The organism is Ditibartonella choladocola (assembly GCF_002007565.1).
Lineage (GTDB): Bacteria > Pseudomonadota > Alphaproteobacteria > Rhizobiales > Rhizobiaceae > Bartonella > Bartonella choladocola.
Genome location: NZ_CP015625.1, coordinates 111,461 through 125,638, shown reverse-complemented (window position 1 = coordinate 125,638; position 14,178 = coordinate 111,461). Strand labels below are relative to the sequence as shown.

Sequence of the window (14,178 nt, the reverse complement as noted above, 5' to 3'; positions counted from 1 at the left end):
TTCCTCTCTTCAATTTTGAAATATCTTTTGACAAGTCAATTCCGGAATATCCCCTTAAAAAGGATTCCTGAAACGGGAAACTTGTAAAATTATGCGTCCTTCCTACTTCTATCATTGTTAACGGGGCGTGCTTTGAGAACATTTTTCCTTATGGGATTTTAAGATGGATAAAAAAACAATTGATAAAATTCTGAAGCCCGAATCAGAAGAAACGCAAAAAAGCCGCGCTGCAAAAGTACGGGCGACTTTCTGGAAAACAGTTCGCAAAGCGGCTGGCCACATTCCTTTTATGGAAGATGTTGTTGCCAGTTATTATTGTGCATTCGACCCTCAAACACCGACACGAGTACGCGGCATTCTTCTTGCAGCACTCGCCTATTTTGTGATGCCTTTCGATCTTATCCCCGATATGTTGGCCGTTATCGGCTTCACGGATGATATTGCAGTCCTTACAATTGCGATTTCCGCAGTTCGCGCCCACATTACCGATGCGCATTATCAGGCAGCCCGAAAAATATTGGAAAAAAACCCGATTGAAACGCCAAAAAAATAGTTTTTCCGCAGAAATTGATATTTTTACGCGAAACTTCACCTTTTGGTAACCATAAACTAGTCAAAATTGCATGTAACAACTGTCGGCATGTTGCAAGAATGATATGCCGGTTTTTGAAAATCGCCGGTTTGAAGCCACATGGCTTTGCCAATAGAAAATTAAAAGTGAGCTGAGTATACGATGTTTGGAAAAACTTTTGTTGCTGCGTCTGTCATGATTATGGCTATTGCCGGAACTGCTTCGGCACAAACACCAACACGCATCAACCAATTCGATGCATGGGGTGCCTATTCCTATAAATCCGGAAACAACACAGTATGTTATGTGCTTTCCGCCCCGATCACTGCGGAACCAAAATCGGTCAACCATGGCGACAATTATTTCCTCGTCAGCAAACGTGCCGGAAATCCGGTTACATATGAACCCCAATTCATGGCGGGTTATGCCTTGAAGGATAAAGTTACCGTTTCTGTCGACGGCAAGAATTTTGAATTCTTTACCAAGGATTCATCGGCATGGGCAGCTTCGCCGGCAACCGAAAGCCAGCTTGTTGCAGCTATGAAAAATGGCTCCAATCTTTCTGTCAAAGCTGTTTCCCAACGTGGAACAAATACGAGCTACACCTATTCCCTGAAAGGAATTACGGCAGCCCTGAATGCTGCACAGAAATGTAAATAAATAAAACTTTTTGTTTTTCATCAATTTCAGGCACTGCAACATAATAATACCATGTTGCAGTGTTTTTTATGGAGCATAAGTGTGGTGACGTTTGTTTGCTTTTGTGCTAAATGCGCATGGCAGAACTTTATTCAGAGCATTTGAAAGTATGAGCGTATCCTACGATCTTAAACCTATTGGCGCGGCATCACTTTTGCGTCCGGCAAAAATGGATGAAACAAAAGCATCCCTGATCGGTCTGTCGCGCGCTGAAATGGCTAGTGCTTTACAGGAGATAGGCGTTCCGGAACGTCAGACACGTATGCGTGTGAGCCAGCTTTGGCATTGGCTTTATGTGCGCGGTGTTTCCAATTTCGACGATATGTTCAATATTTCCAAGGATATGCGGGAAAAAATGAAAAAGCATTTTTCCATCGCCCGTCCGGAAATTGTCGAAGAACAAATATCCAACGACGGAACTCGCAAATGGTTGTTGCGCTTTCCTTCCCGTGGAGCCGGAAAACCCGTCGAGGTTGAAATGGTCTATATCCCCGAAGAGGGGCGCGGTACTTTGTGCATGTCCTCGCAAGTGGGATGTACGCTCACATGTTCGTTCTGTCACACCGGAACCCAAAAGCTGGTTCGCAATCTCACGGCGGAAGAAATTCTTGGACAATTGCTGATCGCCCGCGACCGGCTCGGCGATTTTCCTGATAAAGACACACCAGATGGCGCTATTGTACCGGCAGAGGGGCGCAAAATCACCAACATCGTCATGATGGGAATGGGCGAACCGCTTTATAACTTTGAAGCGGTCAAACAGGCATTGTTGATTGCTTCGGATGGTGAAGGGCTGTCACTTTCAAAACGCCGTATCACATTGTCAACATCCGGCGTGGTTCCGGGAATTTTCAAAACCGGCGAAGAAATCGGCGTTATGCTTGCCATATCGCTTCACGCAGTTCGTGACGAGTTGCGCGATATATTGGTTCCCATCAATAAAAAATATCCTTTGGCGGAATTGCTTGATGCCTGCCGCGCTTATCCGGGGCTATCAAATGCAAAACGGATAACGTTTGAATATGTCATGCTCAAAGATGTCAATGACAGCCTCGACGATGCCAAACGGTTAATCAAACTTCTGAAAGGTATACCGGCTAAAATCAACCTTATTCCTTTCAATCCCTGGCCGGGAAGCAATTACCAGTGTTCGGATTGGGAACAAATCGAACGGTTTGCCGATTTAATCAATCAGGCTGGCTATGCTTCACCGATTAGAACACCGCGCGGACGTGATATTCTTGCTGCATGCGGGCAACTCAAATCACAATCGGAACGTTTAAGAAAGTCGGAACGGTTAAAACTTGAAGCCATGATGATTGCCGGACACGGCGACTGAAAATGGTGGCTCGAATAGGAAGTGACATGAAAAGTATTACAGCATTCCACATTACATGGATTTTAGTCGGTTGTATTTTTGCCGAAGCGGCATTTATGATTGTACAAATCGGCTTGACTGTTTTGTTACTCGAACATGACATAACATTACATGATTTATTGTCACCGAATAATCCGCTTTATGATATTCCGCCGCATTTCATGATTGTGGGTATTGTCTTTATTGCAGCGATTATTTATGGCGAACACCGCCATTTCTACAAAATGCACTATTATTTATTGTCAGCCGTCATCGCCGCTATTCTTTATTTCATCTCGCTCTGGTTGAGTGGAATGGCGCTATCTTTCGGAGAGACTGTCATCAATCTCGTTGCATCGCTCGTTTCCGGCGGGGTTTACTGGTGCATCACACCGCGTCGGTATAACCGTCGCACTTTGGCAGCTCTGAGACATCAATAATTCGACCACGCTAAAATAATTTTACCGCATCAGTCTTGTTAACCGGGCAGCAAATTTTGCAAGCCCGGTTTTTCAATTTCCCAAGTCCGGAAAATTTCCTATCGCCGTTTTCAATTATGATCCATTATTTTAATGGGCTTTATTCAAGCCTTGCGTTCCTGACGCAAAGCATGTTCCCTTCACCCGCTTCCCAAGGCTTCCCAAGACGATAGTTTATATCGGGTCAATTGTAGTTTTGATTTTCTATAGAAGGCATTATTTTGCTTTTCATGCTCTGTAGAGCCGGGATGCTAAACAACCTAAAAAGTCGGCTCAGGAAAAATGGTATCCTCGAACCAACAAACGCCGGTGGCGTTCTGCAAGCCGGTCTTTCATTTTGCCGTCTCTCACCATTTGGCGCAATTTTTCAATGTGTTTACGGCGCAATTTCGGCGAAGCACGACGCACCATCGGCCACAAAATCCATGGCAAGGCAAAAATATGAAACATCGCAAAAACAATGATTGTTGCGACCTTCGATGCCATAAGATAAGACCCGCGCGAGCGCAAAATGTAATAAGGAATGCTGGCGCAAATAGCTACGAGAACCGCCCATAAAGCCGGTATGATAATAGCCAGAAGAAATACCCCGAATTTTCCCAGATTGATGAAAAATGTCAGGTTCCAAGCGTGGATAATCCAGTTCGACAGACCAAGCAGACCGACCAACAAGGCACCATAAATAAAGATAATAAACATGATGAGAAAAGTAAGCGGCGCGGCTATACCCGGCTCGCGAAAGCGGTCATCATTCTGATGGGCCAAAGAGGTCATTATTTTGTCCTGCCATTGAAATTTACCGGACACATAAACTTAAATCCGGTCATAAAAGCCTATCAGTGGTCTCGTTGCCGGTCAACTCTTGATAGTTGAGCCACCTCACCATAAAAATAAATGCCCGCAATCGGCATTGATTCCGGGCATATAGAATATCTCAAGCAATCAACGCGATCTCAAGCAGCATTCGACGCAGCCGGATGCTGGGTGAGAAACGTATGAATGGCTGCCGCATCATGTGTATTGCGCAATTTTTGCACCATATCACTATCACGCAAAACGCGGGCAATGCGCGAAAGTGCTTTTAAATGATCGGCACCGGCACTTTCAGGTGCCAGAAGCAGAAAAACAAGATCAACCGGCTCGTCATCAAGTGCCTCGAAGTCGACCGGTGTTTCAAGACGGGCAAAAACCCCGATAATACGGTCGACATTATTAAGTTTGCCATGTGGAATAGCAATGCCATTGCCAACGCCGGTGGAACCAAGCTTCTCCCGCTGGAGAATCGTTTCAAGCACCGTGTGTGCATCGAGCCCCGTCAAAGAAGCGACTTTTTCTGCCATAATTTGCAAAACCTGTTTTTTGGAATTTGCCTTAAGTGCAGGAATAACCGCTTCAGGTGCTATCAAATCACTGAGATCCATGTGGTTTCCTTTTTCCATCCCGAATCCTCTCTCAAGCTGACAATCATGCCCGGAGAATGAAAGGGTGTGGATGATTCCCTTTTTATCGTATTTGTAAAACCGTTAAGGAAAAGGTTTTTCCCCGATTCAAGCTTTATTGGTGATGGATGACGGGTCGATCCAACCGATATTGCCGTCTGCACGCCGATAAACAATATTGATTTTTCCATCGGCTGCATTGCGGAACACCAGAACAGGGTTATCCATCAAATCAAGTTCGACAACAGCATTGGCAACAGACATATCGCGCAATGTCATGGATGTCTCGGCAACGATTGTCGGCGCATAATCTTCCGGCAAGCCCTCGTCTTCATCGGGCACCGGTTCCATAATGTGGTATGCAAATTCGGCAAAAGCGGCATTATCATTCTGCTTGTTGCTGCGGGATTTCAAACGCCTTTTATAACGACGAAGACGTGTCTCCAACCGTTCTGCTGCCGCATCGAAAGCGGCTTGCGGGTCTTGTGCCTGACCGGTTGTTTGCAACACTGCTCCGGAGCTTAAATGCAATACGCATTCCGCCGAAAAACGTGAACCCGATTTGACAACGGTAACATGTCCGGTAACGCCGCCGGCGAAATATTTTGAAATCGCATCATTGATACGGTCTTCAATCCGCGTACGGAAAGCTTCACCAATATCCATGTGCTTTCCTGAAATGCGCAAGCTCATTATAAACCTCGTTCATAATTCGTGATTTTTGCAGTTTAACGACATCTTCGAGAGGAAGCAACTCAAAGCACGCCCTTTTCCTGAAAAGACAGGAAAACCGCATTTTCTGGGCGGGCTTCTAGTCATTTATCAACAACAAGTCAATCGACAAACTCATTCTGGAATTGTTCCAAGTTTTGCCTTTTTTTCTCTTCTGCGTAACACCGAGGAAGATATATTCATTACTTCTCTATATTTAGCGACAGTTCGTCGGGCGAGAACTATATTTTCTTTTTTGAGCAATTGAACAAGTGTATCATCGGAAAGAACATGATCGACGTTTTCATTGTCTATCAGCTCGCGAATACGATGGCGAACAGCATCGGCTGCATATTGCTCGCCTCCTTCGGTCGATTGCAAAGCAGCCGAAAAGAAACTGCGCATCTCGAAAATGCCGCGCGGCGTTGCCACATATTTATTTGCTGTTACACGACTTATTGTCGATTCGTGCATGTGAACCGCTTCGGCGATTGTCGCAAGTGTGAGGGGTTTTAAAAAAGAAATGCCGCGCCGCAAAAATTCCTGCTGATGGCGAACAATCTCGGCACTCACAGTAATCAATGTTCTTTCCCGCTGATCGAGCGCCTTTATCAACCAATTGGCATTCTGAACACAGCTATTGATGAAACTGCGGTCAACACTGTCTTTACCTATTTTGACAGCATAATCCCGATGAATAACAAGCTTTGGTAAAACCGCAGGGTTCAGTTCGACGAAAAATTCTCCATTCGGCCGTTTTGAAATAATCACATCCGGTATGACAGGCACTGCTGTCGATGTATTATAGGCGGTGCCGGGTTTCGGATCGAGACCGCGAATCTCTTTTAAAATATCTGAAACTTCGCTTTCATCGAGACCGGAAAGCCTGGAAAGCATTGCAAAGTCCCGCCTTGCCAGAAGCGGAAGATTTTGAAGCACAATTCCGATTGCCGGATCCATGCGATTTTGTCGTTCAAGCTGCAATGAAAGACATTCACTAAGCGAGGTTGCAAATATTCCCGGCGGGTCGAATTGCTGAAGGCGTTTCAAAATATTTGAAACCAATGTTTCGGATACCGAAAATTCTTCGGCTATTTTTTGAATTGAACCGGTAAAATATCCCGCGTCATCCAGATCGCAAGCGAGATAACAGGCAATGTCGTGTTCATTTTTATCTTTGAAGGCAAAAGCAATCTGCTCGGCAACAAAATCCTGTAAATTCGGCTTTTCGGCAATCGACTCGATAAAATTGAAATCTTCGATTGGTAAAGCTTTCGCGGAAGCACCCGTCCATTCAGACGAATAACCGTCTTTTTGGTTCCCGTCAAATGTCGGGCTTTGTGAAATACCGACCTCGTCGGCGCCATCAAACATGTTGGAGAGTGTTTCAGGATCAAATGTTTCGTATGGCTGCCTGTCTTCGACAATTTTTTCTTCCGGCATTTGCGTGACACCGGAAAAATCTTGAAATTCGCCTTCTTTGGCTCCCGCATCATCTAAATTGCCGCCATTATTGTCATCAACTGCCAAGCGTTCAAGCAACGGATTTTTTTCCAACGCTTCCTCGATGAATTGTTCCAATTCACCGGCAGTCATCTGCAAAAGTTTGATGGATTGCATCAACTGGGGTGTCATCACCAGCGACTGCGATTGGCGTAACTCGAACGATGGTGACAGCGCCATAAACCTTAATCCTCCCCAATGGACCCCGCGCGAAACGGTAAATGAACATCACGCAAACGAACCGACATGTTTAACTTCGGTCGGATAATTTTCGTAAAAATCTATCCTTCAACGAAAATGGTATGATCCTTGCTTGTCAACTAAAAAATGATAAAAAATCAAAAGCTGCGTTTCGGCTTGTGCATTTCAACAATTTTTATATTTTTTCACCGGTGTGCGATGTGTTCGTCAAATGAAATCAATGAATGAACATTCAATTCGTTGTGTCGTTGTTTCCGACAAGAGAAAACCAACAAACGGATTTTATGTTGACGATCCGGTCAAACCGGATTGATTTATCAATAATCACCCGCAGTTTTTTGATATTTCACTCCTCCATTTCGCGTTTTCTATTTCCTGCTTGCTATTTCCCGTTTTCTTTTCTCGATTGAAACACTGCCCCGTAACCGGAAATAAAACATCGCCATGCGGATTTTTCAGCATGAAAAACAACAAGCCTGCTTTAGCCCGCATCCGGAATGCGTGTGCAAGCATAGGCACATGTCGGAATTTGATTATGAAAGAGCGGTTCATCGCCACCAACCGTTTTTTTGTTCGGCCGTTTATCATGTGCAAAGGACAGCCGCTTTACCACGATCTATGTGTTTTACAGTGTTAGCGTGTTTTTAGCGCCAGCCGGTTATAGGTGATAATGCAAAAACATCCCCGCGCGCCCATTACAAAGCACATTGGAACATATTTTCATAAGTTCCGTGCATTTTCACCTTGCGTTATTAATTGCCGAAAAAAATAAATAGTGTCGGCGACAGCCTCAGGAAGGCTTTGGCGTATCTTATCCAAACTCCGCCTGTTGGAAAATCTATCGCCATCAGGAACGACAAGCCTTGCTGCACGCCATAATTTTTTTAATGACAAACGCTTTCAGCCATTCTTGTCATCAAACATAATTCAGGCAAACGCGAAGAACTCAGAGAGAAAATTGATCGCCGAGATAAAGCCTGCGCACATCCGCATTGGTGACAATATCATCCGGCTGGCCATGGGTGAGAACCTGACCATCATGGATAATATAGGCACGATCGACAAGCCCCAGTGTTTCACGAACATTATGGTCGGTCACCAGAACGCCGATGCCGCGGCTTTTCAAGTGCCGTACCAATTGTTGAATGTCGGCTATCGCAATCGGGTCGATACCTGCAAAAGGCTCATCGAGCAACATGAAGTTCGGACGCGAAGCAAGCGCACGGGCAATTTCCAAACGCCTTCTTTCGCCGCCGGAAAGAGCCAATGACGGGCTTTTGCGCAAATGCGCAATCTTGAATTCATCAAGCAGGGCATCAAGTTCTTCCGCGCGTTTTTTGCGGTCCTTTTCGACCACTTCCAAAACCGCTTTGATATTGTCTTCCACTGAAAGACCACGGAAAATAGAAGCTTCCTGCGGCAAATAACCGATACCCAAACGGGAACGCCTGTACATCGGCATATCGGTGACATCAAAACCGTCGATTTCAATGCTTCCGCCATCCACTTCGACAAGTCCTGTCACCATGTAGAAACAAGTCGTTTTGCCGGCTCCGTTGGGGCCCAGAATGCCGACAATTTCTCCGGCGCGCACACCGAAGGATACACCTTTTACAACCTGCCGCCCGCGGTAGGTTTTCGTCAAATCGCGAGCAACCAACGTTCCTTTGAGGCGTTCTTTGAGGCTTTTACCCGAACCATCTTCATAGGCTATTTCTTCAAAAGCCATTTGCGAATCACTTTGTGACATAAAACGCTCATTTTCCGTTTTGTTCGTTGCGATTCATAATGATCGATACACGACCATTTTGCCCCGCCGATTTACAGCTTTCGAGAAAAGCTTTGCCTGTATCCATATGGGCCGTCAATTTACAACCGGTTGCTACATTATCACCATCTGCCAAAATGACGCGTTTTCCTGTCAAAACCATCAATTTCGATTTGCCATCGAAAATACCTTCATCGCCAGTCGCGACCTGTGTGGCTGTTTTGATATAGACTTTGCCGGATGCTTCCATTTTTTCAACACCCGTCGAGCCAAGGCCACCGGCACCGGCGGCGGCTGTTTTGGTGGCTGCATCCCCTTTGCCCTGATCGGAAGTGTCGCTTGCTGTTGCGGACTTGTCTTTATTGGCATCGTCAGGTGCTTTGGCGTAATGCACAATCAATTTGGAGGTCCGCAAAATCCGGTCGCCCTGCACAACAGAAACATTGCCGGTAAAAATTGCGACGCCGTCTTTGTCACGCATTTCCAGATTATCGGCGTTGAGTTCAACCGGCTCTTTCCCGCCCGAAAGATTAACCCCGAAATTTGTCTGTTGAGCCCATAAAGGCATTTGTCCGAGGCTCATGAAAGCCAATCCTGTTGCCGTCACTGCACCAAGCTTAGAAAAATACTGCTTTAAAGGCTTCATTTTACAATCCTCGAATAAACGAAACACCGCACATTTTTAAAATGGCAAGTGCCCCTCATTTTATTGCGCATTTGCGTTGTCAATGACAAGACTGACACCACGATTAAAAAACAACACTTGCCCATTATCACGAATTTGTAAACCGTTCGCTTTCAAATGTTGCCCGCCACGACGAATATCAACCGGCTTGTCTGTGCTTAATTGACTTGTCGCCAGGTTGACATCGGCAGCATCAAGCTTTGCGACCATTCCATCATTTGTTTTTACTTCAAAAGGTTTATCGAATTGCAGGCGACCATTGACATTGTCATAGAACGCGCCCACGGCATTGACAGCGGCGTCGCCACGCTCGCCCAAGGGGAGTGTCGCAATAATCCGTTGCAGTTCGATCATACCGGGATGATGCGGATCCTGAATGGCCTTGTCGGCTTTGAGCGAATAGGGTTTGTTGGCCGAAGTATAGCCTTCAAGCTTGGGGTCGGTCATCGTCAATTGTCCACCACTGCCCTGATCTCCGTTCAAAACAACGAGATCGCTCGTGCTCGGCGTTGCAAAAAATGTAAACCAGGAAAAAACCAGAGCAATAATAATAGCCACGACCGGCAGTAGAAATTTCAATATGTGGACACGCACTGAATGACGACGTGCAGCATCAAAAACAGCATCAGACTTGAAGCTCGGTGAAAATATTTCTGAACCGTCGTCCATCATACCTCTGAATTTTTCCTGAGTTTTACAAAAACAAACGCCTAGACGAAGTTCCCATATACCAGTTCAATATTTAGAGCAATTCTGCTTTCCATTCAACTTTTCATTGGACCGCCTGTTTTTATCAAATGTCAAAAGCCCACAAGGTAACGTTAAATGTGGCAAACTGCCTTTTTCAAAATTTTTTACCGAACACAAATATTTTTTAATCAAATAACGTTGACGAAATGCGATAGACAGACAATAAACTATTGCGTTAACTGGATTTTGTAGTGAATGATAAAGGACTTCTGGCAAAATTTTTGAACGGAAATTCAAAATGCCTGCCAGTCATGGGATCTGAAAATCGACGGATCGTTATAATCGTTGTTTTTTAGCGGATCATTGTCACTATGCGGATCAAAATTGGAGGCTGTTTTGATTAAGTCGGAACTTGTGCAGATTATTGCTAACCGTAACCCTCATCTTTTCCAGCGGGATATTGAAAATATTGTGAGTTCTGTATTTGATGAAATATCTACCGCTTTGGCCGAGGGAAAACGGGTGGAGTTGCGCGGATTCGGGGCTTTTTCGGTTAAAAACCGGCCTGCACGCTCCGGCCGAAATCCGCGTACGGGTGAATCGGTCTCGGTTGAAGAAAAATGGGTACCGTTTTTTAAAACCGGCAAGGAATTGCGTGACCGCTTGAACAACGAGTAAAATCATGAATCTGAAACAGATTGTTAGTCTGATAATACTGATACCGGTTGGCATCATCCTGATTGCTTTTATTATTGCCAATCGGACAAGCGTCGCGTTAAGCCTTAACCCGTTTGATACAACAGATAGCAATCTTGTCTATCATGCTCCGCTGTTTGTGTGGCTGTTTCTGGCTCTGGCAATCGGCATTATCATAGGTGGTATAACAGTCTGGTTTAGCCAACATCGCTTCCGCAAAGCCCTGAAAGACACGCAAACCGAATTGCAAGGGCTTAAAATGGATATGTCGAAAAAGTCGAATTTGACAACGACCGAATTGACAATCGCCGACCATTCTTGAATCTGCCAAGCATTCTTGAAACTACAAAACAATGGAAAGCGTCGTGTTTCGATTCCGCTTCACCATTGAAGAACACTATTTCACATAAATTATTCGCTCTCGAAATAGAATCTCCGCATTAAAAGAAGCCGACGCGCCTATAGAGGTTCGGCGCGGATATAAATCAATGTGAAAATTATTATTTTTTAATTTTTTCGTCCAACATAGGCGATTACATTCGCGCAGATTTTTATTTTACAACCGCCTCTCTGGTTCAAAGTTTTGACCAACTTTTACATAAATCGACATATCAAGGCGTTATAACCAAAATCCAAACCTAAAATTATGCTCAAAACACAAAATTATAGTGAACCCATGTCAATTATAGCGAACCCATGTCAATTATAGTGAACTCATGTCATCCATTTAAAAATTCAAAGACCATTTTGATGATTGAACGGTTTATTGACCGGATCATTCAGGATTGCGATGTTGCAAGAAAAATATACCTTTTTGGAAAAGATGTTTTATAAGCAAAGAACGTTCTGTTAATTATGGAAAATGCAAGACTTGTGAAAGCACAACACCCGAAAGACAAGAAAAAAAGGGGAATGAAAACACCGCGCAACGGTACTGCCCCCTATGCTCCGAAAAAGGCCCTTGAGACAGGAAACAAGCCTGAAAGACGGAAAGCTGTGCACGCCAATAATTCAGGCAATTATCGCAAAATCGTCGAACAGGATAACACGAGACGCGAGAATCAAAAATTGCAGCCGGAAAATAGGGGCGGAGAAGCACCAAAAATCAAAAGCCGCTTCCTACCTCGCCCGTCAGGAAAAAGACCAGAAGAAAGATTACCGGTTATTCTGGAAACAAGTGCGAACGAGAATTATGCATTGATCGACAGTGGTAATGGCCTCAAACTCGAACGTTACGGCAATTTGCGCATTATTCGCCCCGAAGGACAAGCTTTGTGGCAACCGGCATCAAGCGAAAAAGAATGGCAGGATGTCGATGCGATTTTCACCGGAAATACCGATGAAGAAGGCATGGGGCGCTGGAATTTTCCCAAACAACCCCTTGGCGAAACATGGCCATTGTCATGGGATGGAATGCCGTTTCTCGGCCGCTTTACGTCATTTCGCCATGTCGGTGTCTTTCCCGAACAGGATGCCCATTGGCGTTTTATGGAAGAGCTGATTAAAAAAGCAAACCGTCCCGTCAAGGTATTGAACCTTTTTGGCTATACCGGCCTTGCCTCGCTTATTGCGGCAAGAGCGGGAGCCGAAGTCACCCATGTCGACGCGTCCAAAAAAGCGATCTTATGGGCCAAAGAAAATCAGGAAGTTGCACATTTGACAGATCGCCCCATTCGCTGGATCTGTGATGATGCGATGAAATTTGTCGAACGCGAAGGGCGTCGCGGCAAACATTATGACATTATTTTACTTGATCCGCCGGCTTACGGGCGCGGCCCCCATGGCGAGGTGTGGCAACTTTTCGATCATTTGCCCGAAATGGTCAAAGGATGTCGCGCTATTTTATCCGACAACCCGATTGCCGTAATATTGACAGCCTATTCTATTCGTGCCTCATTTTTCGCAATCCACGAATTGATGCGTGATGAATTTACCGGCCTTGGCGGGCGCATCGAATCGGGTGAACTTATTTTGCGTGAAGAAAAAGCACAAAGGGCACTTTCGACCTCTCTTTTCAGTCGCTGGATTTTTTAATATGACAACACAAAAACAACACGGTCAGGTTAAAGAAATTACCTCGCTTGCCAATCCGATCATCAAGGATATGAAATCCTTGTCGCTTAAAAAAAATCGCGATCGTGAAGGCGTTTTCATGGCCGAAGGGTTGAAGCTTATTATTGATGCCCTTGATCTCGGCTGGACAATACGCACACTTCTGTTTTCCAAAGCAGGCCTTGGCAACCCGTTAATTGAAAAAACGGCAGCCCGCACAAAAGCTTCCGGTGGTCTCATCATCGAAGCAAACCAGAAGGTTATGGAATCGGTAACAAGGCGCGACAATCCGCAAATGGTGGTTGGTGTTTTTGAACAACGCTGGCGTGACATGTCTACCTTCAACGCAAAGGGAGAAGATGTCTATGTTGCACTTGACCGCATCCGCGATCCCGGCAATCTTGGAACCATTATCCGCACAGCCGATGCAGTAGGTGCAAAGGGGCTTATCCTTGTCGGCGATACAACCGACCCCTATTCGCTTGAGACTGTACGCGCAACCATGGGTTCGATTTTTGCCCTTCCGCTTTTTAAAATGAGCGCCGACGAGTTCTTAAAATGGCGCACCGGATTTCATGGTCAAATCATCGGTACACATTTAAAAGGTTCCGTCGATTACCGCACAATCGACTATAAAAAGGGGCCTATCATTCTTTTTATGGGCAACGAGCAACAGGGCCTGCCGGATAATCTTGCCGATAGCTGCGATCAGCTTGCGCGTATTCCGCAGGCAGGACGTGCTGATTCACTCAATCTTGCTGTGGCAACCGGTGTCATGCTTTATGAAATCCGCCGTCATAACCTGACACTTGATCCACGCGAGGCCCGTTCATGAAGGCAAAATCCCTCATCACACTTATAGCGGGGCTTATCATCACTGTCGGGCTTGACCAATTAATCAAATATTGGGTGGTCAATACATTGGCAGTCGGGGAAGAAATCGACCTTTTGCCGTTTCTTTCACTTTATCATGCCCGCAACCCCGGAATTGCTTTTTCCATGTTGTCATCAGTCTCCGATTGGGGGCTTATCGCATTGACATTTTGCATTATCTGCTTCGTTATCTGGTTATGGAAAAACGCCGGTCCGGAAAAATCACTATCGCGATTTGGCTTCCTGCTGGTCATTGGTGGTGCCATCGGAAATCTGATAGACCGCATACGTTTTCATTATGTCATTGATTACATTTCTTTCCATATCAACGATGTTTTCTCCTTTGCAATTTTCAACCTTGCTGACAGCTTCATAACAGTCGGCGCCGTCCTGATCGTGCTCGATGAATTACTCCATTGGAAACGTGAAAAACAAAAAACTAAATAGGTTTTTC

The 14,178-nt window shown here is 45.2% G+C and carries 16 protein-coding genes; 9 read left to right on the top strand and 7 right to left on the bottom strand.

Going from position 1 to position 14,178, the window contains the following annotated elements; all coding sequences use genetic code 11:
- The first annotated feature begins 163 nt into the window (after positions 1-163).
- The 4 genes from BBC0122_RS00620 (at position 164) to BBC0122_RS00605 (ending at position 3,067) form a co-directional block, all read left to right on the top strand.
- The gene (locus tag BBC0122_RS00620; RefSeq protein WP_077990362.1) at positions 164-553 is read left to right on the top strand and encodes a YkvA family protein; all 390 of its coding nucleotides are present in this window, start codon (positions 164-166) and stop codon (positions 551-553) included.
- 180 nt (positions 554-733) lie between these two features.
- Entirely contained in the window at positions 734-1,231 is a 498-nt protein-coding gene (locus BBC0122_RS00615) for an invasion associated locus B family protein (RefSeq protein ID WP_077990360.1), read from the top strand.
- Positions 1,232-1,379: 148 nt separating this feature from the next.
- Positions 1,380-2,609 (top strand): dual-specificity RNA methyltransferase RlmN, encoded by a 1,230-nt coding sequence (gene rlmN, locus BBC0122_RS00610; protein ID WP_077994381.1) that lies wholly within the window; start codon positions 1,380-1,382, stop codon positions 2,607-2,609.
- A 26-nt stretch (positions 2,610-2,635) separates the two neighbouring features.
- Positions 2,636-3,067, top strand: coding sequence for a hypothetical protein (locus tag BBC0122_RS00605; protein ID WP_077990359.1), 432 nt, complete (start codon positions 2,636-2,638; stop codon positions 3,065-3,067).
- A gap of 312 nt (positions 3,068-3,379) precedes the next feature.
- Here the strand turns inward: BBC0122_RS00605 and BBC0122_RS00600 are convergent, their stop codons facing one another.
- The 7 genes from BBC0122_RS00600 to lptC all read right to left on the bottom strand — a co-directional run bounded on the left by BBC0122_RS00600 (position 3,380) and on the right by lptC (position 10,085).
- Positions 3,380-3,880 (bottom strand): hypothetical protein, encoded by a 501-nt coding sequence (locus tag BBC0122_RS00600; protein WP_188318055.1) that lies wholly within the window; start codon positions 3,878-3,880, stop codon positions 3,380-3,382.
- A 179-nt stretch (positions 3,881-4,059) separates the two neighbouring features.
- On the bottom strand, positions 4,060-4,527 hold the full coding sequence (ptsN, locus tag BBC0122_RS00595; protein ID WP_077994380.1) for a PTS IIA-like nitrogen regulatory protein PtsN: 468 nt from the start codon (positions 4,525-4,527) through the stop codon (positions 4,060-4,062).
- Positions 4,528-4,653: 126 nt separating this feature from the next.
- The gene (gene hpf, locus BBC0122_RS00590; RefSeq protein WP_077990357.1) at positions 4,654-5,238 is read right to left on the bottom strand and encodes a ribosome hibernation-promoting factor, HPF/YfiA family; all 585 of its coding nucleotides are present in this window, start codon (positions 5,236-5,238) and stop codon (positions 4,654-4,656) included.
- A gap of 153 nt (positions 5,239-5,391) precedes the next feature.
- Complete coding sequence (gene rpoN, locus BBC0122_RS00585; RefSeq protein WP_077990356.1) at positions 5,392-6,939, bottom strand: RNA polymerase factor sigma-54; 1,548 nt, start codon at positions 6,937-6,939, stop codon at positions 5,392-5,394.
- Positions 6,940-7,906: 967 nt separating this feature from the next.
- The gene (gene lptB / locus BBC0122_RS00575; RefSeq protein WP_149866712.1) at positions 7,907-8,689 is read right to left on the bottom strand and encodes an LPS export ABC transporter ATP-binding protein; all 783 of its coding nucleotides are present in this window, start codon (positions 8,687-8,689) and stop codon (positions 7,907-7,909) included.
- 28 nt (positions 8,690-8,717) lie between these two features.
- Positions 8,718-9,374 carry an LptA/OstA family protein gene (locus BBC0122_RS00570; RefSeq protein ID WP_077990351.1) on the bottom strand — a complete coding sequence of 219 codons (657 nt, stop codon included), beginning with the start codon at positions 9,372-9,374 and terminating at the stop codon, positions 8,718-8,720.
- Positions 9,375-9,434: 60 nt separating this feature from the next.
- Complete coding sequence (gene lptC, locus BBC0122_RS00565; RefSeq protein WP_225868130.1) at positions 9,435-10,085, bottom strand: LPS export ABC transporter periplasmic protein LptC; 651 nt, start codon at positions 10,083-10,085, stop codon at positions 9,435-9,437.
- A gap of 414 nt (positions 10,086-10,499) precedes the next feature.
- Here lptC and BBC0122_RS00560 point away from each other — a divergent pair, with 414 nt between their 5' ends.
- From BBC0122_RS00560 to lspA, 5 genes are all read left to right on the top strand, one after another.
- Positions 10,500-10,781, top strand: a complete 282-nt coding sequence (locus tag BBC0122_RS00560; RefSeq protein WP_077994377.1) for an integration host factor subunit beta — start codon at positions 10,500-10,502, stop codon at positions 10,779-10,781.
- Positions 10,782-10,785: 4 nt separating this feature from the next.
- A complete protein-coding gene (locus BBC0122_RS00555; RefSeq protein WP_077990350.1) occupies positions 10,786-11,121 on the top strand; it encodes a lipopolysaccharide assembly protein LapA domain-containing protein in 336 nt (111 codons plus the stop codon).
- A 590-nt stretch (positions 11,122-11,711) separates the two neighbouring features.
- Positions 11,712-12,833 carry an RsmD family RNA methyltransferase gene (locus BBC0122_RS00550; protein WP_077994375.1) on the top strand — a complete coding sequence of 374 codons (1,122 nt, stop codon included), beginning with the start codon at positions 11,712-11,714 and terminating at the stop codon, positions 12,831-12,833.
- Position 12,834: 1 nt separating this feature from the next.
- The gene (locus tag BBC0122_RS00545) at positions 12,835-13,686 is read left to right on the top strand and encodes a TrmH family RNA methyltransferase (RefSeq protein ID WP_077990348.1); all 852 of its coding nucleotides are present in this window, start codon (positions 12,835-12,837) and stop codon (positions 13,684-13,686) included.
- A complete protein-coding gene (gene lspA, locus BBC0122_RS00540; RefSeq protein ID WP_077990347.1) occupies positions 13,683-14,171 on the top strand; it encodes a signal peptidase II in 489 nt (162 codons plus the stop codon). The genes BBC0122_RS00545 and lspA overlap by 4 nt, the downstream gene beginning before the upstream one ends.
- The last annotated feature ends 7 nt before the right edge of the window (positions 14,172-14,178 follow it).

Coding starts and splice junctions, on each gene's coding strand:
- rpoN (WP_077990356.1), bottom strand. CDS start 6,939: ATGGCGCTGTCACCATCGTTCGAGTTACGCCAATCGCAGTCGCTGGTG.
- BBC0122_RS00570 (WP_077990351.1), bottom strand. CDS start 9,374: ATGAAGCCTTTAAAGCAGTATTTTTCTAAGCTTGGTGCAGTGACGGCA.
- BBC0122_RS00605 (WP_077990359.1), top strand. CDS start 2,636: ATGAAAAGTATTACAGCATTCCACATTACATGGATTTTAGTCGGTTGT.
- ptsN (WP_077994380.1), bottom strand. CDS start 4,527: ATGGATCTCAGTGATTTGATAGCACCTGAAGCGGTTATTCCTGCACTT.
- lptB (WP_149866712.1), bottom strand. CDS start 8,689: ATGGCTTTTGAAGAAATAGCCTATGAAGATGGTTCGGGTAAAAGCCTC.
- BBC0122_RS00600 (WP_188318055.1), bottom strand. CDS start 3,880: ATGACCTCTTTGGCCCATCAGAATGATGACCGCTTTCGCGAGCCGGGT.
- BBC0122_RS00545 (WP_077990348.1), top strand. CDS start 12,835: ATGACAACACAAAAACAACACGGTCAGGTTAAAGAAATTACCTCGCTT.
- BBC0122_RS00620 (WP_077990362.1), top strand. CDS start 164: ATGGATAAAAAAACAATTGATAAAATTCTGAAGCCCGAATCAGAAGAA.
- lspA (WP_077990347.1), top strand. CDS start 13,683: ATGAAGGCAAAATCCCTCATCACACTTATAGCGGGGCTTATCATCACT.
- hpf (WP_077990357.1), bottom strand. CDS start 5,238: ATGAGCTTGCGCATTTCAGGAAAGCACATGGATATTGGTGAAGCTTTC.
- lptC (WP_225868130.1), bottom strand. CDS start 10,085: ATGATGGACGACGGTTCAGAAATATTTTCACCGAGCTTCAAGTCTGAT.
- rlmN (WP_077994381.1), top strand. CDS start 1,380: ATGAGCGTATCCTACGATCTTAAACCTATTGGCGCGGCATCACTTTTG.
- BBC0122_RS00615 (WP_077990360.1), top strand. CDS start 734: ATGTTTGGAAAAACTTTTGTTGCTGCGTCTGTCATGATTATGGCTATT.
- BBC0122_RS00555 (WP_077990350.1), top strand. CDS start 10,786: ATGAATCTGAAACAGATTGTTAGTCTGATAATACTGATACCGGTTGGC.
- BBC0122_RS00550 (WP_077994375.1), top strand. CDS start 11,712: ATGAAAACACCGCGCAACGGTACTGCCCCCTATGCTCCGAAAAAGGCC.